Origin of the sequence: Staphylococcus sp. GDY8P57P (genome assembly GCF_017892585.1) — a bacterium.
GTDB classification, from domain to species: Bacteria; Bacillota; Bacilli; order Staphylococcales; family Staphylococcaceae; genus Staphylococcus; species Staphylococcus borealis.
On sequence record NZ_JAESLK010000019.1, the window covers coordinates 447,906 to 467,495 of the forward strand.

Genomic DNA, 19,590 nt, shown 5'->3' on the forward strand with positions numbered 1-19,590 from the left:
TTGTCATTTTATTTATGCAATGGATTACTTACTTTAATGTAAGTATAGTGATGTGCTTCATCCTCTAAGCGCATTGTAGTCACACATTTATAATCTATTACTTCATCAAATATGACTTTTTTAATTTGAGATATGCGATCTGTGTTAACATTTGTTAATTGATTTAGAATATGATGAATGATATTTCCAACACTATTCCATAATGTAGCTTCAAATTTGTCGTCATCGATAAACTTAGAAACGGTCAATATAAGTTCAGCTATATGATTTTGAACAGTCGAGTAAAATACTTTATTAAATACTGTAGTTTTAGAATCGGTTAGTATTCTAGATTTTTCGTGAAAATGCTCAGTCACATAACCAGCTTCATTTAATTGTTGTTCATCGATTCGTAAACCTTCAAAGTCACGAATATATATCGTACGCAATCGACCATCAGTATTAAATATTGCAATTGAATTTTGTAAATGTGCTTCTAATGCAACACCATATTTCACATATAAAGGCATGACGATACCCAACAGTTGAGAAATATAGTCGGTTAACCATTCGTGTGCTGCAACGTCTAAACTATCCTTTACATAATTCGTTTTATAGCGCTGAATTAAACTTATTATCGGCGGTTCTTCATTATTTTTATAAGTAGCCACTAAACTCGATGGAATAATAGGCACACTATCATTGTCTATTAGATTATAAATATTATCTCTAAAAAGGGTCCCTAATTGTTCACTACGATCTGTTTGTATAGCCTCAGCGTCATTTGAATTATAAAAGTGAATGCCAGCAAATTCATTTAAAATACCAGTTCTATAGGATGTGAAATCTGCATCTTGTTCTAGAATGTCATTTAAAATACGAGTCACTAAAGGACCATTGTGTGTGGTCTGTTCAGATAAAGTTCTAATTTCACCAGTAATATGCACATTAGTAGATAATTTGATATGTGGCAAAGTTACAGGATATTTTGGCATTAATGTTCTGAATGATAATCCAGCATAATATGGCAGTTCTACGTTTAATGGAATCATTAAATGATGCTTTAATTCTTCTTCGTATTGATGTAGTAATATGTTTTGAAACTGCCATGGGTGGACAATCATCAAATCATAATCATCAAGTTTAATAAAACCAGTACATTCATTTTCAATGCGTTGATAGAGTTCTGGAAAGTGGGATTTTAGTTCATCATTATACGTAAGCGATAACGTTTCAGTTTTAGCGATACTTTGATGAATGAGTACACATTTTAAGTTAATTTCTTTATTATATTCAGAACTATATTTAATATTTTCATTAGCATTTAGCCCTTTACGTAATTTAGCACCTGGATGAAGCGGATGACCTTCAATAACAGCCTGCTCCGAACGTAAATAACTATCTTGTTCATTAAAAATAATGTCCAATAATGGTTCGTTTGCATGTTGCATCTCATAAGCTTGATAAGCAAGTGCTAACGCCATGTTTGCAACACTATTCTCCATATCATCCTTAAATTGTGAACTTGCTTCATTATCTAACGCTGGTTTTTCTTTTAAAATGCTAGCTAATATTTCATTTGGATGCAATATACGACAAAATTGGTTACTATGTTTAGCGCGATAATAAAAGGGGCCTTCAACATCCACACGTCCGAAAGCATGCTTACCAGTAATACGTGCAAAGATATATTTATCCTCTTGTGGAAAATACACGCGCATCATTTGGTGTTGTCCATCGATGGGACAGTCTTTGATATCATTGGACCACATGATGACACTATTTGATTGAGCGTTAACTAAATTCTCTCTGTAGAGTGATGTAATTAAGCGTTGTGAGATTTTATCTCGAGCAATGAGTAACTCATTTTTAAAGTAGCTAACTAAGTGGGGTAACGCTTGTTCTAAATAGTTTAACGCGCCTAATTCTTCCTCAGTTAACTGTATGTTTTTATTATGTATTGAAATTAAATTATTCATATGGCACCTCAAATTCATTTTACAAAAATCTAAAACATTTGTATAATCCATAATATCGATAATGATATTCATTATCAATTATAAATATTATTATAAATAAGTAGGTGGAATACTGTGGCGAAATTTTTCTTCTCTAGTTCCTTTTTATTATTTCTAGGGAATTGGATAGGACAAATTGGCTTGAATTGGTATGTGCTTACTAGTTATCATAACGCAGTCTATTTGGGATTGGTTAATTTTTGCCGACTCGTACCGATTTTGTTATTAAGTGTCTGGGCTGGCGCTATTGCAGACAAGTTTGATAGAGGGAAATTACTTAAAATAACTATTTCATCCTCATTTATAGTGACAGGCATACTATGTGCTTGTACTTTTCTATTAGCTAAAGTACCAATTAGTATCATTCTGATTTATGCGACACTTAGAGGTATGATTAATGCGACAGAAACACCAATAAGACAGGCTGTATTACCTGATTTATCTAGTCGGTTAAATACGAGTCAAGCTGTTTCATATCATTCTTTCATCATCAACATTTGTCGTTCAATCGGTCCAGCGGTTGCAGGACTTATTTTATCTATTTACCATGCACCGGCTACTTTTCTTGCTCAAACGGCGTGTTACTGCATTGCGACACTTTTATGTTTACCATTAACGTTCAAGAATGAAAGTGAGATAAGTAAAGCGGGCAAGGCGTTTTCTTTTAATGTTGTTTGGGAATACTTTAAGAATAATATGCAAGCTTCAAGAATATTCATTACTTCATTAATCATAATGGCTACAGGTTTTTCATATACGACATTAGTCCCAGTATTAGTACATGATATATTTCCAGGTCGTTCAGAAATATTTGGCGTATCAATGACTTTTTGTGCCATAGGTGGTATGCTAGCTACGCTTTTACTACCTTTGATTTTGAAAAAGTTAAATACCGTTCATATGTATTATTTAAGTTCTTGTCTATTTGGCATAGCACTATTAGGCGTCATCATACATCAGATTATAGTCATGTTCATTTGTATGGCACTTGTAGGTTTATTTAGTCAATTAGCGAGAACGTCAAATCGAATTTACTTTCAAGAGGATATAACACCTGAGCATCGTGGAAAAATATTAAGTATCGTAATGATGGACAGAGGAATGATACCATTAGGAAGTTTACTATTAACAACTTTATCAGAAATTATGGGTGCTATTAATACATTCATCGTAATGGGCGTATTTACTTTTATAATTGCATTCATAGCATATATGATGCAAAGACCAATTAAAGTGGAGGAGTAACATATGATTCAAAACGCATGGCAAAATGCGGACACCAATATTCAATATCGCATTTTAAATGCATTGATCAAAGAAAGCATTTGGCCTGAACAAACTATAATAACAACTCAAAATCATCAATTAACTATACAATATCATGGGTGTATACTATCTGCTCATTTTAAACGTAAAAGTATGATGTCACGATATGACTTTGAAGGTCCAATTACATACCAATGTGGTAATGAAAATAAAACAATCACTGAGGTAGAGAAATTATTAAGTGTTTTAAAACATCACTTTGATATTGATATACAACAACAACTTATTAATGAAATTATACATAGTAGGGATAGCTTTGTTGAGATTTATAAGCAATTTGATCAACGGCAACATAACGTGCAATCAAGTATGCAGTTCTCTTGTATGCCGACCACATTAAATTTCTTTGCATGGTTACAGCATTTAAGCGATTCCAATGAGATTAATGATTTATTATATTCCGAAAGTTTAGTATTGGAAGGACATCCAACGCATCCACTTACTAAAACCAAACTGCCATTAACAATGGATGAAGTTAAAATGTATTCGCCTGAATTTGAAAAAGTCATTCCATTAAAAATAATGTTATTACAGAAAGACTGCGCTCAAGCGACAAGTATTGATGGTACTGAAGACTTTATATTAAGAGAAGTTATTCCAGAATATCAATTAAGGCTAAGAAAATATGCACAATCGATACAAATTTCATTAGAAGACTATTACGTCATATTGGTACATCCGTGGCAATACAACCATACCATTTATGACAAATTTTCAAATTGGATAGCGCACAAATTATTAGTCACGACACCATTCGAAGTCGATTCTAAAGCCACATTATCATTTAGAACGATGTCTTTAATTAATAAACCTTATCACGTAAAACTACCTGTAAATGTACAAGCGACAAGTGCTGTCAGAACCGTTTCAAGTGTAACAACAGTAGATGGTCCAAAATTGAGTAAATCTCTACACAATGTCTTAAACCAATATTCACAACTAAATGTTGCCATCGAGCCATATGGATTGTGTGTTAAAACAAATGACGATGACGCGAGACAATTGGCATGTATCATTAGAGAAAAACCTTACATAGCAAATAATGGTGTGACAATTGTTACTGGTGCATTGGTTAACCCAAATCCAATTGATCAACACATCACAGTTGATAGTTATATTGAGTGGGTTAATGGTGAGGTAAATAAAAGTGGCATCATAACGTTTATGGAAAATTATAGTCGACAACTTATTACACCCTTACTCAATTTAATACAAGACTATGGCATAGCATTAGAAGCACATATGCAAAATACGATAGTAAATTTGGGCCCGAATTTTCAAATGAATTTTATTGTAAGAGATTTAGGTGGCTCTCGAATAGACTTAAACACACTTACACATAAAATGAATAATATACAAATAACAAATCAAAGTTTATTAGCCCAAACAATTGAGGAAGTCATTGCTAAATTTCAGCATGCGGTTATTCAAAATCAGTTAGCTGAATTAATACATTATTTTTCAAAAAAAGAAAATATAACAGAAGCGGAATTGTTTAATATAGTCCGAAAAGAAGTCGAAGTCGCTATTAATGATCATAAGCCACATGCCCAAGCATTAAGAGATGTGTTGTTTGGTCCAACGATTACTGTAAAAGCTTTATTGCGCATGCGCATGACCAATAGAGTGAAAAAATATTTAAATATAGAACTTGAGAACCCAATTCGAAAAGAGGTGTAATAAGTGGCTCAAATCAATATAAATTTATCTAAAATTGAATATAATGCAGAAGCGTTGAGAACATTATTAGAAGAGAATGATATACATTTAACTCCAGTCATCAAATGCATTGCCGGTGACAGTCGCATTATTGAAACGTTAATTCAATCAGGAATTACGCATTTTGCAGAATCCAGACTTGAGAATATAAATGAAAACTTCAAGGATCAATGCAATTACCTACTTTTAAGACCAACATCTAAGAAACACTATACGCAACTTGTCGAAACAATAAAAATAAGTATGCAAACAGAAATTGAAACGATTAGAGAAATCAATGACATCGCTAAAAGTTTAAATAAAAAACATCAAATTATGCTGATGATAGATTGGAAAGATAGACGTGAAGGCGTAATTACCTACGATGTACTAAACTATATAGAAGAAATTATAAAAATGACTCAAATTCAGTTAGTAGGTATCGCTTTTAATTTTATGTGTTTTAAATCATCCGCACCAACTGAGGACGATATATTTAAAATAAATCAATTCGTTGAAGCTATTGAAAATAATTTAGGATTTAGACTGAAAGTTATATCCGGCGGTAACTCAAGTATGATTCCGCAATTAATGTATAACGATTTGGGGAGAATTAACGAATTAAGGATAGGTGAAGCTCTGTTTAGAGGTGTTGATACGACAACTTATCAATCTATTCCGATGTTATTTCAAAATGCCATTACATTAGAAGCGGAAATATTGGAGATTAAACCACGGTTATCAGATAACAACCAATGCTATCTACAAGCTATAGTAGATATAGGCTATGTTGATACAAATATTGACAAAATTAAACCGATAAAAAATGATGTTGATATTGTCGGCGCATCAAGTGACCATCTTATGATTAACTTAAATAATCAAGATTATTATAAAATTGGAGATGTTATTGAATTCTCATTGGAATATGAGGCACTTTCTCAAGTCATGTACCATAATCGTATGACAAAGAACTATTTAAAGGATCATTATATTCATTCTTTGAATAATCAAATGAATCATTCTCCAATACTGACACATAAATAATTTAATTTATTATTTGAATTAAATTGATATCGAAACATTATGTAATAGATTAATTAGCCTTTAATTTAGAATTATATTTCTGATTAATGGCTTTTTAATTTATGCTTATATACCTATATTCTGTTGTTAATTAAAATTACAATAATTTTTTATAAAAAAATTAAAAAATATCATAAACGATATTGACATTGATAATCGTTATCAATAAACTATGTATTGTAAACCTATACATATTAAGGAGTGGAATTCATGAAAGGCTTTAAGTTTGCAGGGATAGTCGCATTACTATTTGCATTAGTATTAGTTACTGCATGTGGTAATGTTAGTAATAATGGGTCAGACGATTCAAATAGTAAATCGTCATCTAAAGACGCAATTAAAATTAAACATGAATTAGGTACTACAGAAGTTCCTAAAGATGCTAAGCGTGTAGTAGCTTTGGAATTTTCATTCGTAGATGCATTGGCAGCACTTAATGTTAAACCAGTGGGGGTTGCTGATGATAATAAACCAAATCGTATTATCAAGCCATTAAAAGATAAAATTGGTGATTACAAATCAGTTGGTACACGTAAACAACCTAATTTGGAAGAAATCAGTAAATTAAAACCAGATTTAATTATTGCGGATAGTAACCGACATAAAGGTATTTACAAAGAATTAAGTAAAATTGCGCCGACAATTGAGTTAAAAAGTTTTGATGGTGACTATAACGATAATATAGAAGCGTTTAAAACGGTCGCTAAAGCTTTAAATAAAGAAGATGAAGGTAAAAAACGTTTAGAAGAACATAAAGAAAAATTAGCTAAATACAAAGATGAGATTCAATTTGATAAAAATGAAAAAGTGTTACCAGCAGTAGCGTCTAAGTCTGGGTTATTAGCGCATCCAAGTGAATCTTATGTAGGTCAATTCCTAACTCAGCTTGGCTTTAAAGAAGCATTAAATAAAGATGTTACTAAAGGTTTAAGTAAATATTTACAAGGACCTTATTTACAACTCAATGCTGAAACGTTAAAAGATGTTAATCCAGAACGTATGTTTATAATGACTGATGGTGCAAGTCCTAAAGAACCATCTTATCAAGAAATGAAAAAAGATCCAGTTTGGGATACATTAGATGCGGTTAAACATAATCGTGTAAGTATTGTTAGCCGAGATACTTGGGCTAGAGCTCGTGGTTTGATATCTTCTGAAGAAATGGCTAAAGAACTTGTTGAAATTTCTAAAAAAGACAAAGAAAAGTAAGGTGGCTAAGCGATGACTATTAGATCAACTGATAGTCAATCTGCTATAGATAAAGCAAATAAGAGACGCACTACACTCACATTTATTGTGAGTGGGTGCTTTCTTTTTATTTTTGCATATTTTAATTTAGCGATTGGCTCTTCTGAAATTCATGCAAAACATATTTTCGAATACTTTTTTACGTCTATGGATAATAAACAAACATTTCTTATTCATAATGTAAGAATGCCTAGAATGATTGGCGGTTTATTGATTGGTGGTGCATTGGCTTTAGCAGGTCTATTAATGCAGGCAATCACTAGAAATCCACTCGCATCGCCTCAAATATTCGGAGTTAATTCTGGCGCATCGTTTGTCATAGTACTAATTACCATATTAATACCTGCATTAGGAAATTATGCTACGTACTTAGCATTTATAGGTGCATTTATTGGAGGATTAACTGTCTATGTATTATCCGGATCTACGAAAAAAATAACACCAATTAAATTGGCCCTTGCAGGAATGGCAATTCATTTATTTTTCAGTAGTTTAACGCAAGGCATCATCATTTTAAATGAAGATTCTAATACTACCGTTATGTTCTGGTTAGTAGGTTCATTAAATGGATTGAAATGGACTGCAGTCTTGTCAGTTATGCCTTGGCTCATATTAGCGCTTATCATAACGATGTTACTAGGCCGTCAATTAACCATAATGGAATTAGGAGACGATATAGCAAAAGGATTAGGCCAGAAGACTCAGCTTATCAGAATTATAGTTGGCCTACTTGTCATCGTACTAGCAGGCGCGTCTGTTTCAATAGCAGGGCCTATTGGATTCATTGGCTTAATTGTCCCTCATATAGTTAAAAGCTATATAAGCAAAGATTACTTCTTAATGGTGCCATTAACATTTCTAATTGGTGCAGATTTATTATTGCTATCAGATATGTTAAGTCGACTTATAACATTCCCTTATGAATCACCAGTTGGTATTGTTACATCATTTGTTGGAGCAATCTATTTCTTATTAATAACTTTAAAAGGGGTGAAACGAATATGACAAAAAGACAATTATCTATTCGTTATGCCATTGTAATTACTTGTTTAATTGCAAGTGTCTTTGTAAGTTTATGTGTTGGTTCAACAATGTATAGCCCGTTAAAAGCATTTCACAGTGTTTTAAGTATGGATGATTTTATACTTAATGAATACCGTATTCCAAGAACATTATTGGGGTTAGTTGTAGGAAGTAGTCTGGCTATTTCTGGAGCTGTGATTCAAGGTGTAGTTAGAAATCCACTTGCATCTCCGGATGTAATCGGAATAACTAAAGGTGCAAGTTTAGCAGCAATTATTGTAATTATGTTATTTCCTTCTGCACCACTATTAGTATTACCAATTGGTTCATTTATAGGTGCATTATTAATCAGTTTAATTTTGTCATTTTTGATTTCTAAATATAATATTAAAGGATCAACATTAGCTTTGATAGGTTTAGCTATCGGTGCGATATGTACAGCTGTGGTTCAATTTTTACTTATTAGAAATCCTATGGATGCTAATAATGCTTTAGTTTGGTTAACAGGTAGTTTATACGGTCATACAATTGATAATTTTTATTCAATCCTACCTTGGTTTATTATTACTTTACCATTCGTATTAGGTTTGAGTTATCAATTAGATATTTTAAATTTAGGCGAACATATTGCTACAGCACTTGGTGCAAGGGTACAAAGACTTAAGATGATTTTACTTATTTTATCAGTAATGTTAGCGGGTGCTTCTATCTCAGTTGTTGGTGGAATTAGCTTCCTAGGTTTAATTGCACCCCATATTGCTCGATCAATTGTAGGACAGCGATATTTTCATGTAGTAATCATGTCTGGTTTGATAGGTGCGATTTTAATTTTATTCAGTGATGGACTGGCTAGAGGTATTCACCCACCATTAGATATACCTGTTGGTGTTATCATTGCCATCATTGGTGTTCCTTATTTCTTATTTTTATTAAGAAGAATATAATGAAGTTAAAGAGCTAATTTTCCTCTAATTAAACGTGGAAATTTAGCTCTTTTCATATTGCATCTTTATAAAAAATAAGATATAGTATTAAACATGTTATTCATAAAAATGCATATATTCTTATATTTATATATAATTATAAGTCAGCTAGTAATATAAATACATAATTAATGAATATAAAAACATCAATTATGAGAGAGAAAGAGGTTATATAAATGGTGGAAGGATATACGAAGCAACAAATTGCTAAAGGTAGAGCGAAGTTTATAACAATGTCTATTATTGGAATTATACTTTTCTTAATTCCTATTCCGGTTACGCAAGATGGTGAAAAACAAACGACATTACCTGTAGCTTTTTTAGCTAATTGGTTAAAAAGTCTACTTGGAGATGCAATGCCCATCATCATCATTACTATTATTACATTATCTGCAATATTAACACTTTTATATTCCACTCTATTTAGAAGTAAGGTTAAGCCTGGTGGACTATTAGATAGTGCATTTAAAGTCGGCCCAGTTTGGATGACATTAAGATTATTGGCAGTTGTCTTTGTCTGGATGACTTATTTTAAGTTAGGGTCAAAAGTGATTTATTCAGAAGATACAGGTGGATTAGTGTTTAACGACCTATTACCAACCTTAGTTGCAGTATTTTTATTCGCTGCACTATTTTTACCGTTCTTAATGGAATATGGGTTGTTGGAATTTTTAGGGCCTTTATTTAGACCAATTATGAGACCTTTATTTACATTACCTGGACGTTCGACAGTAGATAATCTTGCTTCATTTATAGGCGATGGAACTGTAGGTGTGCTTATTACAAGTCGACAATATGAAAGAGGTATTTACTCTAGAAGGGAATCAATAGTGATTTCGACTACATTTAGTGTAGTTTCTATCACTTTTGCAATTGTTATCGCAGAAACGGTTGGACTTCAACATAAGTTTTTTGCTTTTTACTTAACAGTAATCGTTTCATGTTTTGTAGCAGCTATGATTATGCCTCGTATTTGGCCATTGAACCAAATACCCGATGAATTTACGAAAGAAGTTTCTGAAAATACTAGATTAGAAAAATTACCTGAAGGTAAAACGGCGATAGGCTATGGTTTTGAAGAGGCGACAATTGTCGGTTTGAAAGCACCGGGATTTAAAGAATTTTGGAAATCAGGTTTAAAAACGGTCATAGATATGTGGTTTGTTATCCTTCCAGTTGTTATGAGTATAGGAACACTTGCAACGATGATTGCTAACTATACACCGGTATTCTCAATTATTGGACAACCATTTATTCCGATTCTTGAATTATTGCAAATACCAGAGGCAGCTAAAGCTTCTGAAACTTTATTAATTGGTTTTGCGGATATGTTCTTACCTTCCATACTCATCGCTGATGCACATAGTGAAATTACGAGATTTGTTATAGGTGCATTAAGTATTTCTCAATTAATATATTTATCAGAAGTTGGTGGTGTAATACTTGGTTCTAAAATACCAGTTAGCTTAGGTAAACTATTTATGATTTTCTTAATCAGAACTGCTATCACTTTACCGATTATTGCATTGATGGCCCACTTATTGTTATAACCACAATTTAGGCAATGAAGATTTATGTTGGAAATATTGATCTTATTCAACCAACATAACTTCATTGCCTTCTTTTTAATTTAAGGTAGCTAATACATTAGCTTTGACAATTTCACTATTTATAACTGGAGATGTTTCGGCTGATGTTTTACCTCTATTTTGATGTGCTTCTTTAAATGCATCACTTTTAGTCCATGCTTCGAAATCTTTTTCAGTTTCCCACCACGTATTGACATACATATCTTCACTGTCTTTGTCTCGTTCAACTTTCCAAACTTCAATTTTATGGAAACCTTGTAATGCTTCAATTTTTCCACCTTTAGTAAATCTTGGTGCCATTTTTTCAGCGAACCCTTTTTTTACAGTAATTCTATTTGTTACTACAAACATTTTTTAACCTCCTTATTCTTAAGCATAGTGTAATTAATAACTCGGAAAATAAAAAGTAATTAAGTATTAAATGTATAGGTATATAAAAACTGCCAACTACATTTAATGCGTTGGCAGTGAAATGTTACATATAACTTTGCGAAAGAAATTGTATTATATCATTACTTAGTTAATTCATTATAAACTTTTTGGTCATTGTGCGTATAAATAATGTATTCATGATCATCTGTATCAATAATCACTCTATTCGTTTTACCAAAAGTAGAACCAATACGTGAAATATTTTTAGAGTCTAAATCTGGAACGGCATGAATTTCTTGGTCTTGTGAGATATTTTTAATGTCACTAGTAGGGATTTTAATATCTGCTACTCTCCATTGAATTCTAACTTCATTATTATCTTTCTTTACAGTCATTGCCATTAAAGAACACATCCTTTATGTTATTTATGTCTATATCATATATCAGTATGTAATCGTTTTCAAGTATTAATGCTATACTTTTTTATTTTGTGATACACTATTTACTTTAACCGAAAATATGTTCGTATTTTGGCGTATTTTGTGTTAGAATGTTCTCTATAAAGGAGAAGGTATATGACAGGCAAAACTCACGTATCTGCTGGTTTGCTAGTGGGTGCATTAACAACCGAACACTTTCAAACTGATTTGTTCTCTACTGTTACTGTATTATGTTTATCAGTGGTTTCAAGTTTGCTTCCAGATATTTGTCATACTGGAAGTAAGATTGGTAGGAAATTAAAGTTGCTAAGCATAATCATTAGGATTTTATTTGGTCATAGGACATTCACTCACTCATTATTATTTATTGGTATCATTGGATTCCTCCTTAATTTAATTCAAACTCCTATATACTATTTGGTTTCCATTATCGGTGGTATGGCGTCTCATGTTATACTAGATATGTTAACGCCAAGAGGAGTAAAGTTACTTTATCCGATTCCTCTAACTATTAAGTTCCCATTCACCTTTAAAACAGGCGGCTTAGTTGATGTATCACTGGCTACTGCATTAAGTATTGGTGCATTATACATATTATTCCAAACGTTTATTAATGATTTATTACAATATATAAGCCAGTCCATTTTAGGGTAATACTAAATTATTATGGGTATGAATACATATTGAATTCATCACAAGGAGAGTTAAAATGTTAGATCAAAATCAATTAAAGAAATATAATCAAGAGCATTTGAGTGAATATGAAAAGCTAATGAGTAGTAATGAAAAAGAAAAATTAGAAGCTAAAGTGAATGATTTAGATTTAGAAAGTATTCAGCAATTATTTAAAGATTTATATATAAATCGTCAATCGATTTCAGACGTATCAACAGTTTCAGAAGTGAAATATCAACGCAAGTCAGACTTGGCGGATCAAGAAGTAGCTAAATATGAACATAAAGGATTAGAAGCAATAAGAAACGGTGAATTTGCAGTACTTTTGATGGCTGGTGGCCAAGGTACTCGATTAGGTTATAAAGGACCTAAAGGTTCTTTTGAAATAAAAGGAATTAGTTTATTTGAACTACAAGCACAAGAATTACTTAAACTTAAAAAAGAAACGGGTCATTTAATTAATTGGTATATCATGACTAGTGATATTAATCATGAAGAAACGTTAACGTATTTTGAACAACACGATTATTTTGGCTATAATCCTGATAATATACATTTCTTCAAACAAGATAATATGGTTGCGTTAAGTGAAGAAGGACGTCTTATTCTGAACGAACAAGGTTATATTATGGAGACGCCAAATGGTAATGGCGGTGTATTTAAATCATTAGATAAGAATGGCTTTTTAGATAAAATGGCAACTGATGGTGTGAAATATATTTTCTTAAATAATATTGACAATGTATTAGTTAAAGTTTTAGATCCATTATTTGCAGGATTTACAGTAGTACATGATTGTGATGTAACATCTAAATCAATTCAACCTAAAGATGGTGAAAGTGTTGGACGTTTAGTAAATCAAAATAGTAAAGATACAGTACTTGAATACTCTGAATTAGATGAAGAAGTAGCAAATACGTTTAATAATGCAAATATTGGTATTCATGCTTTTAAAGTTGGTTTTATTAAACAAGTGGTAAATAATGACTTACCATATCACTTAGCAGTGAAAAATCTAAAGCAATTAGATGAAGATTTTGGTGTTGTTGAAAAACCAACTTTAAAATTTGAACTGTTCTATTTTGATATTTTTAGATATGCAACTAGTTTTAACACGTTACAAGTTAATAGAGAAGATGAATTCTCTCCACTTAAAAATAAAGAAGGTAAAGATAGTGTTGAAACTGCTACATCAGATTTAGAGCGTATGAATTTAATTTAAAGGGTGGTGGTGTTAGATGTCTAACTCATCTAAGAATACAAAAAGTGCAGTTGTTGAATCTTTTAAAGACATCATCCCGCTATCTTTTGGTGAAGAAATAGGTAATGCAGTATCACATGGTGTTGCTGCGTTGATTACGCTTTTTTTACTTCCTTATGCGGCAGTACATAGCTATATAGCCCATGGAACGTTGAGCTCAATCAGTGTTTCAATATTTGTAATTAGCATTTTTATGATGTTTATCTCATCTACAATATATCATTCAATGAAGAACAATACTGCACATAAATACATATTGAGAATCATTGATCATAGTATGATTTATGTTGCAATTTCTGGGACGTATACGCCCGTTCTATTAACTGTTGTAGGCGGATGGATAGGTTGGTTAGTGTTTATATTATTATGGGGTACCACAGTTTGGGGAATATTATATAAATCTATCTCTGAAAAAGTGAATCCAAAGTTAAGTTTAATTGTATATCTTGTGATGGGATGGGTTGGTATTATTTTTCTTCCTATTATCATTATGCGTACGTCATGGATGTTCATTTTATTTATAGTTTTAGGCGGTTTATCATATACGATTGGGGCTTGGTTTTATGCGCAAAAAAATCGTCCTTATTTCCATATGATTTGGCATATATTTATCGTTATCGCTTCAATGTTCCACTTTATTGCAATACTTTATTTTATATAGAGAAACTAAAAAATAAGGTTGATGATTTTATCGGTCATCAGTCTTATTTTTATTTTAAAGTGATTATTATATTGCGTCTGAATAAATCTAACGATTATTCTATTAAAGTATCTAAAAAGATAAAAAGGAGGAAAATTGTTCATGAATTTAAAGTCTATAGGTATTGTTGTTACATTAGTTTTAACTATGTTTATGGCTGCAATTGAAAGTTCAATTATTTCATTAGCCATGCCTACAATAAGAACAGATTTAAATGCTGGAGCATCAATATCATTAGTATTTACAGTTTATTTTATTGCGTTGGTAGTAGCTAACCCGATTGTTGGTGAATTATTAACACGTTTTAAAATTCTTTATATTGCAATGGTAGGTTTATTATTGTTTGGTATAGGTAGTTTAATGTCAGGAATGAGTAGCACATTTGTTATGCTCATCATTTCAAGAATCGTCCAAGGATTAGGAGCGGGGGTTATGATGTCGTTAACTCAAATTGTTCCTAAATTAGCTTTTGAAATACCATTTAGATACAAAATTATGGGTATAGTTGGAAGTGTATGGGGGATATCTAGCATTATCGGACCATTGCTAGGTGGAGCTATTTTAGAGTTTGCAACATGGCATTGGCTATTTTTCATAAATATCCCGATAGCGGTTATTGCAATTATTTTAGCATTTGTTACGTTTCATTTTCCTGAGGAAGCGGAAGTTAAAGCATCTAGCTTTGATGTTAGAGGACTTACATTATTTTATGTGTTCATAGCCCTATTTATGTTTGGTTTATTATATAAGTCATCAATAGTATTAAATATGATTGCTTTAGTGTTAGCATTTATATTCATATTTATTTTATTCAAATTTGAAAGCACAATCAAAAATCCATTCATACCAATTTCAGAGTTCAATCGTTCAGTCTCATTAGTATTTGTTACGGATCTCTTAATAGCGATGACTTTAATGGGATACAATTTATATATACCGATTTACTTACAAGATCATCTACATCTCTCTCCACTTCAAAGTGGACTGGTTATATTCCCATTGTCAGTAGCTTGGCTAGTTTTAAATTTTAATTTAGCGAAAGTTGAAGCTAATTTAACGCGTAAGGCATTATACATCACTGCATTCACTTTATTATTAATCAGTAGTATCATACTAATGTTTGGTTTGAAAATGCCATTATTAATTGCAGCAACTGTAATACTCGCTGGACTAAGCTTTGGTTTTGTTTACACTAAAGATAGTGTCATCGTTCAAGAAGAAACAAATCCGAGACATATGAAGAAAATGATGTCCTTTTATGCATTAACCAAAAATTTAGGTTCATCAATAGGTTCAACTGTAATGGGGTATTTGTACGCTATGTCAATAGGGTTTATAAATGGTCATTTTTATAATATTTTACTTGCAGCTGCATTAGTGAGTATCTTACTCATCATCATGTGGTCAACGCTTTATAAATCCAAGGCATAGCATATTAAAGTTTTAACATAAACTAAATGTGATGTATTATTAAGTTCTTTTAATATCGCGCTTTAAATTTTATATTGCGTTTTATAAATGATAAAATAGCCGTGTGAAACAAAGGAGGGCAAAAGATGAAGTTTTTTAAAAATAATTATAAAAATATTTTATCTACTTTATTTGTCCTCACTATCTTTATTATTTCAGGTGCTATTTTTTTAATGTTTTTAGGATTTGGTTTATTTGGTTTAAGTCGAATCCTAATTTTTTTTAACTTAGGAGACTTTACCTATAATAAAAATTTAGTAGATAATTTAGTTTATTATGGAAGTTATATCGTTTTTGGTTACTTCATTTTATTTGCCATTGAACATTTAATGGACTACTTTAGAAAGCAATTGCCTAACAATCCATATTTTAGTGGTAGTATGTTTCATTTGATTTCTTATGTCGTAACAACGATACTCTTCTATTTTATAATTCATATACACTACGTTTATATAAAAATTGACTTTTGGGTCATCGCAGTCATCATAGGGCTATTATATATATTTAAAATTATATTTTATCCAGATAGTGAGAATCTTAATAATAAGAAAGAGTAAGCATTTAGTTTGCTTGGCGTACTAAAGTTTGGTTGAATATAACAATGTCTTTGAATTAAAAGGAGTTTTTATATGGCGAATATAGAAGTATCCACAAAAAAACGGAACCTCATTGTTGCAGTAATGTTATTAAGTGCATTTATAGCTATTTTAAATCAAACTTTATTAAATACTGCTTTACCGCATATTATGAGGGAACTAAATACATCTGAAAATACTGCCCAATGGTTGGTAACTGGTTTTATGTTAGTTAATGGGACAATGATTCCGTTGACTGCATACTTAATGGATAGAATTAAAACTAAGCCATTATACTTAGTTTCTATGGGAATCTTCCTTATTGGATCTATTGTTGCTGCTATTGCACCTAACTTTGGTGTTTTAATGTTTGCCAGAGTGATACAAGCAATCGGTGCTGGAATTATTATGCCGCTCATGCAGTTTACGTTATTTACTTTATTTTCTAAAGAAAAGCGTGGTTTTGCAATGGGCTTAGCTGGCTTAGTTATCCAATTTGCACCAGCGATTGGCCCTACTTTTTCAGGCTTAATTATAGATAATACGAGTTGGAGAGTCCCATTCATTATCGTTGTAGGCATTGCACTTATAGGTTATATCTTTGGTGCTATTACATTATCTAGTTACAATGAAACTAAAAAAACAGCGTTAGATAAACGATCAGTTATTTATTCAACGTTAGGATTTGGATTGATGCTTTATGCATTTAGTAGTGCAGGCAATCTTGGATTCACTCATCCAATTGTTATCTTTTCATTTATAATTGGAATGTTAATTGTTGTTGCGTTTGTAAGAAGACAATTATATATAACTAATCCGTTGTTAAATCTCCGAGTTTTCAAAAGTAAAATTTTCACTTTCAGTACTATTACTTCAATGATTGTCATGATGTCAATGGTAGGTCCGGCACTTTTGATTCCATTGTTCGTTCAAAACGGTCTTGGTCTTAGTGCCTTCATGTCTGGATTGGTCATAATGCCAGGGGCTATTTTAAACGGTATAATGTCTGTTTACACCGGTAAAATTTACGATAAATATGGACCTAGACTTTTAATTCTAATTGGATTTATCGTGCTCATTATAACTACTGCCTTGTTGAGTTTCTTAAAATATGATTCATCTTATACCATGTTAGTTATCGTGTATGCAATAAGAATGTTTGCTGTTTCACTATTAATGATGCCAATTAATACAGCAGGTATTAACGCACTTAAAAATGAAGACATTTCGCATGGTACTGCCATTATGAACTTTGGCCGTGTTATGGCTGGCTCACTTGGAACGGCCTTAATGGTAACCATTATGAGTATTGGGGCTAAATTACTAAGTCAAAGTTCATCTATAAGTGCCAATCATGAAATCGCACAAAGACAAAGTGTTGCAGCAGGTGTTGATTTATCATTTGCAATAGTAACTGGATTAGTGATTGTTGGTTTCATCTTCTCTCTATTTATTAAAGAAGAAAGACACTACATTAAAAAAACAACGAATACACGTGATATATAACGATTAGATAAAGATAGAAGTTGGTCTTCATATATTGAGCTAACTTCTTTTTTTATACATTTAAAAAATATATACTGATTTAGAAAGTCAATACATATTAATATTTGTTATTATAGAGATATAAAGAATGCTAAGGGGGATTTACATTGTTAACGGTAGATCAAGTGAAAGAAATAGTCGGAGCATTAAAAGATCCGATAATAAATGTACCACTTAAAGAAACAGATGGCATCATCGAAGTAACTACAAAAGAAGAAATAGAACACGTTAGTGTTAAAGTGGCAATGGCGCAACTAGGTGGACAACCACAATTAGATTTACAAATGGCAATAGTAAAAGCGCTAAAAGAAAATGGGGCTAACACTGTTGGGATACGATTTGAAGAGTTACCTGCCGAAACGGTAGAACGATATACAGGTAAAAAAGAAGAACAACCAAAAACTATAGAGGGATTATTATCTAAAGATAATCCAGTAGAATTTATAGCGATTGCTTCAGGTAAAGGTGGCGTAGGTAAATCGACAGTTGCAGTAAACCTAGCAGTTGCATTAGCACGAGAAGGCAAACGTGTTGGTTTAGTAGACGCTGATATCTATGGATTTAGTGTACCTGATATGATGGGTATTGATGAGAAACCGGGAGTCCAAGGTAAAGAAATAATTCCTGTTGAACGTCATGGCGTAAAAGTAATATCAATGGCATTTTTCGTAGAAGAGAATGCGCCAGTTATATGGCGTGGACCGATGCTAGGCAAAATGTTAACTAATTTCTTTGTAGAAGTGAAGTGGGGAGAACTTGACTATTTACTATTAGACTTGCCACCAGGTACAGGTGATGTAGCTTTAGATGTTCATTCAATGTTACCAAGTAGTAAAGAAATCATTGTAACTACGCCTCATCCGACAGCAGCATTTGTAGCTGCAAGAGCAGGAGCGATGGCTAAACATACTGAACACTCTATCTTAGGTGTCATTGAAAATATGAGCTATTTCGAAAGTAAAGAAACTGGTAATAAAGAATATGTCTTTGGTAAAGGTGGCGGACGTAAACTAGCAGATGAATTAAATACGCAGTTACTAGGTGAATTACCATTAGAACAACCTACATGGAATCCTAAAGATTTCTCACCATCTATTTATCAAGCTGATGATCGATTAGGTAAAGTTTATACGTCTATTGCTCAAAAAGTGATAGCATCTACAATTAAAAAATAAAATCCTATTTAGTGTAAAATTAGCGCATGGAAATTCAGATTTTCATGCGTTTTTCTATTGCAAAATATTTTGAATCTGATAGAATAATTTCTTGTGAGCAACAATGAAACTTGAACATAACAAAGACAAAAATTAGTTCAAAAAAAGTGTTGACTTAACTATTCAAACTTGATATTATATAAAAGTCGTCGAAAACGGAATGTTAATTCCTTACAAAGTTTGTTAAAATGGTGTAAAACTTACCATTGCAAAATAAAAAAAGATGACTTAAAATAATAAAAGTAATCAACAAAAGTTGTTGACTTTCTAAAAAGAATGTTATACAATTAAGAAGTTAGTTTAAAAATGAACATTGAAAACTGAATGACAATATGTCAACGTTAATTCCAATAAACAGTAACTTAACTGTTACAAACACTATTTAGTA

General features: G+C 31.8%; 17 protein-coding genes. 14 read left to right on the forward strand and 3 right to left on the reverse strand.

All coding sequences use genetic code 11. The annotated features are described in order from the left end of the window. Positions 1–8 precede the first annotated feature (8 nt). Positions 9–1,958, reverse strand: coding sequence for an IucA/IucC family protein (locus tag KA878_RS09130; protein WP_193839077.1), 1,950 nt, complete (start codon positions 1,956–1,958; stop codon positions 9–11). A 114-nt stretch (positions 1,959–2,072) separates the two neighbouring features. Here KA878_RS09130 and KA878_RS09135 point away from each other — a divergent pair, with 114 nt between their 5' ends. The 7 genes from KA878_RS09135 to KA878_RS09165 all read left to right on the forward strand — a co-directional run bounded on the left by KA878_RS09135 (position 2,073) and on the right by KA878_RS09165 (position 10,911). After that, on the forward strand, positions 2,073–3,242 hold the full coding sequence (locus KA878_RS09135; protein WP_193839078.1) for an MFS transporter: 1,170 nt from the start codon (positions 2,073–2,075) through the stop codon (positions 3,240–3,242). Positions 3,243–3,245: 3 nt separating this feature from the next. Continuing rightward, positions 3,246–5,003, forward strand: coding sequence for an IucA/IucC family protein (locus KA878_RS09140; protein WP_193839079.1), 1,758 nt, complete (start codon positions 3,246–3,248; stop codon positions 5,001–5,003). Between the two features lie 3 nt (positions 5,004–5,006). Beyond that, positions 5,007–6,068 carry an alanine/ornithine racemase family PLP-dependent enzyme gene (locus KA878_RS09145; protein WP_075108911.1) on the forward strand — a complete coding sequence of 354 codons (1,062 nt, stop codon included), beginning with the start codon at positions 5,007–5,009 and terminating at the stop codon, positions 6,066–6,068. A 249-nt stretch (positions 6,069–6,317) separates the two neighbouring features. Beyond that, the gene (locus tag KA878_RS09150; protein ID WP_075108910.1) at positions 6,318–7,316 is read left to right on the forward strand and encodes an ABC transporter substrate-binding protein; all 999 of its coding nucleotides are present in this window, start codon (positions 6,318–6,320) and stop codon (positions 7,314–7,316) included. A 12-nt stretch (positions 7,317–7,328) separates the two neighbouring features. Then, positions 7,329–8,360, forward strand: coding sequence for a FecCD family ABC transporter permease (locus tag KA878_RS09155; RefSeq protein WP_193839080.1), 1,032 nt, complete (start codon positions 7,329–7,331; stop codon positions 8,358–8,360). After that, positions 8,357–9,322, forward strand: coding sequence for a FecCD family ABC transporter permease (locus KA878_RS09160; RefSeq protein ID WP_193839081.1), 966 nt, complete (start codon positions 8,357–8,359; stop codon positions 9,320–9,322). Before KA878_RS09155 ends, KA878_RS09160 begins: the two co-directional genes overlap by 4 nt. Before the next feature lie 215 nt (positions 9,323–9,537). After that, positions 9,538–10,911: a YjiH family protein gene (locus tag KA878_RS09165; protein ID WP_228480662.1), complete on the forward strand. Its 1,374-nt coding sequence runs from the start codon at positions 9,538–9,540 to the stop codon at positions 10,909–10,911. Positions 10,912–10,986: 75 nt separating this feature from the next. On the opposite strand, the gene KA878_RS09170 is transcribed toward KA878_RS09165, so the two are convergent. Continuing rightward, positions 10,987–11,301, reverse strand: coding sequence for a heme oxygenase (locus KA878_RS09170; protein WP_193839082.1), 315 nt, complete (start codon positions 11,299–11,301; stop codon positions 10,987–10,989). A 161-nt stretch (positions 11,302–11,462) separates the two neighbouring features. Then, the gene (locus tag KA878_RS09175; protein WP_053028522.1) at positions 11,463–11,723 is read right to left on the reverse strand and encodes a SunI/YnzG family protein; all 261 of its coding nucleotides are present in this window, start codon (positions 11,721–11,723) and stop codon (positions 11,463–11,465) included. Between the two features lie 174 nt (positions 11,724–11,897). Here KA878_RS09175 and KA878_RS09180 point away from each other — a divergent pair, with 174 nt between their 5' ends. The 7 genes from KA878_RS09180 (at position 11,898) to KA878_RS09210 (ending at position 19,163) form a co-directional block, all read left to right on the forward strand. After that, entirely contained in the window at positions 11,898–12,416 is a 519-nt protein-coding gene (locus KA878_RS09180; protein WP_193839083.1) for a metal-dependent hydrolase, read from the forward strand. A 55-nt stretch (positions 12,417–12,471) separates the two neighbouring features. Next, positions 12,472–13,659 carry a UTP--glucose-1-phosphate uridylyltransferase gene (locus KA878_RS09185; RefSeq protein WP_193839084.1) on the forward strand — a complete coding sequence of 396 codons (1,188 nt, stop codon included), beginning with the start codon at positions 12,472–12,474 and terminating at the stop codon, positions 13,657–13,659. A 16-nt stretch (positions 13,660–13,675) separates the two neighbouring features. Further along, a complete protein-coding gene (gene trhA, locus KA878_RS09190; RefSeq protein ID WP_075108905.1) occupies positions 13,676–14,359 on the forward strand; it encodes a PAQR family membrane homeostasis protein TrhA in 684 nt (227 codons plus the stop codon). Between the two features lie 141 nt (positions 14,360–14,500). After that, positions 14,501–15,829, forward strand: a complete 1,329-nt coding sequence (gene sdrM / locus KA878_RS09195; protein ID WP_193839085.1) for a multidrug efflux MFS transporter SdrM — start codon at positions 14,501–14,503, stop codon at positions 15,827–15,829. Between the two features lie 125 nt (positions 15,830–15,954). Further along, the gene (locus tag KA878_RS09200) at positions 15,955–16,425 is read left to right on the forward strand and encodes a SepA family multidrug efflux transporter (RefSeq protein ID WP_053028517.1); all 471 of its coding nucleotides are present in this window, start codon (positions 15,955–15,957) and stop codon (positions 16,423–16,425) included. Between the two features lie 72 nt (positions 16,426–16,497). Further along, the gene (locus KA878_RS09205; protein ID WP_053028516.1) at positions 16,498–17,949 is read left to right on the forward strand and encodes an MDR family MFS transporter; all 1,452 of its coding nucleotides are present in this window, start codon (positions 16,498–16,500) and stop codon (positions 17,947–17,949) included. A 146-nt stretch (positions 17,950–18,095) separates the two neighbouring features. Beyond that, positions 18,096–19,163, forward strand: a complete 1,068-nt coding sequence (locus KA878_RS09210) for a P-loop NTPase (protein ID WP_193839086.1) — start codon at positions 18,096–18,098, stop codon at positions 19,161–19,163. Positions 19,164–19,590: the final 427 nt, after the last annotated feature.

What these genes read in the sequence shown, in the direction of transcription:
- sdrM (WP_193839085.1), top strand. Translation starts at nt 14,501, where the DNA reads ATGAATTTAAAGTCTATAGGTATTGTTGTTACATTAGTTTTAACTATG.
- trhA (WP_075108905.1), top strand. Translation starts at nt 13,676, where the DNA reads ATGTCTAACTCATCTAAGAATACAAAAAGTGCAGTTGTTGAATCTTTT.
- KA878_RS09150 (WP_075108910.1), top strand. Translation starts at nt 6,318, where the DNA reads ATGAAAGGCTTTAAGTTTGCAGGGATAGTCGCATTACTATTTGCATTA.
- KA878_RS09160 (WP_193839081.1), top strand. Translation starts at nt 8,357, where the DNA reads ATGACAAAAAGACAATTATCTATTCGTTATGCCATTGTAATTACTTGT.
- KA878_RS09155 (WP_193839080.1), top strand. Translation starts at nt 7,329, where the DNA reads ATGACTATTAGATCAACTGATAGTCAATCTGCTATAGATAAAGCAAAT.
- KA878_RS09165 (WP_228480662.1), top strand. Translation starts at nt 9,538, where the DNA reads ATGGTGGAAGGATATACGAAGCAACAAATTGCTAAAGGTAGAGCGAAG.
- KA878_RS09130 (WP_193839077.1), bottom strand. Translation starts at nt 1,958, where the DNA reads ATGAATAATTTAATTTCAATACATAATAAAAACATACAGTTAACTGAG.
- KA878_RS09200 (WP_053028517.1), top strand. Translation starts at nt 15,955, where the DNA reads ATGAAGTTTTTTAAAAATAATTATAAAAATATTTTATCTACTTTATTT.
- KA878_RS09175 (WP_053028522.1), bottom strand. Translation starts at nt 11,723, where the DNA reads ATGGCAATGACTGTAAAGAAAGATAATAATGAAGTTAGAATTCAATGG.
- KA878_RS09170 (WP_193839082.1), bottom strand. Translation starts at nt 11,301, where the DNA reads ATGTTTGTAGTAACAAATAGAATTACTGTAAAAAAAGGGTTCGCTGAA.
- KA878_RS09205 (WP_053028516.1), top strand. Translation starts at nt 16,498, where the DNA reads ATGGCGAATATAGAAGTATCCACAAAAAAACGGAACCTCATTGTTGCA.
- KA878_RS09185 (WP_193839084.1), top strand. Translation starts at nt 12,472, where the DNA reads ATGTTAGATCAAAATCAATTAAAGAAATATAATCAAGAGCATTTGAGT.
- KA878_RS09140 (WP_193839079.1), top strand. Translation starts at nt 3,246, where the DNA reads ATGATTCAAAACGCATGGCAAAATGCGGACACCAATATTCAATATCGC.
- KA878_RS09180 (WP_193839083.1), top strand. Translation starts at nt 11,898, where the DNA reads ATGACAGGCAAAACTCACGTATCTGCTGGTTTGCTAGTGGGTGCATTA.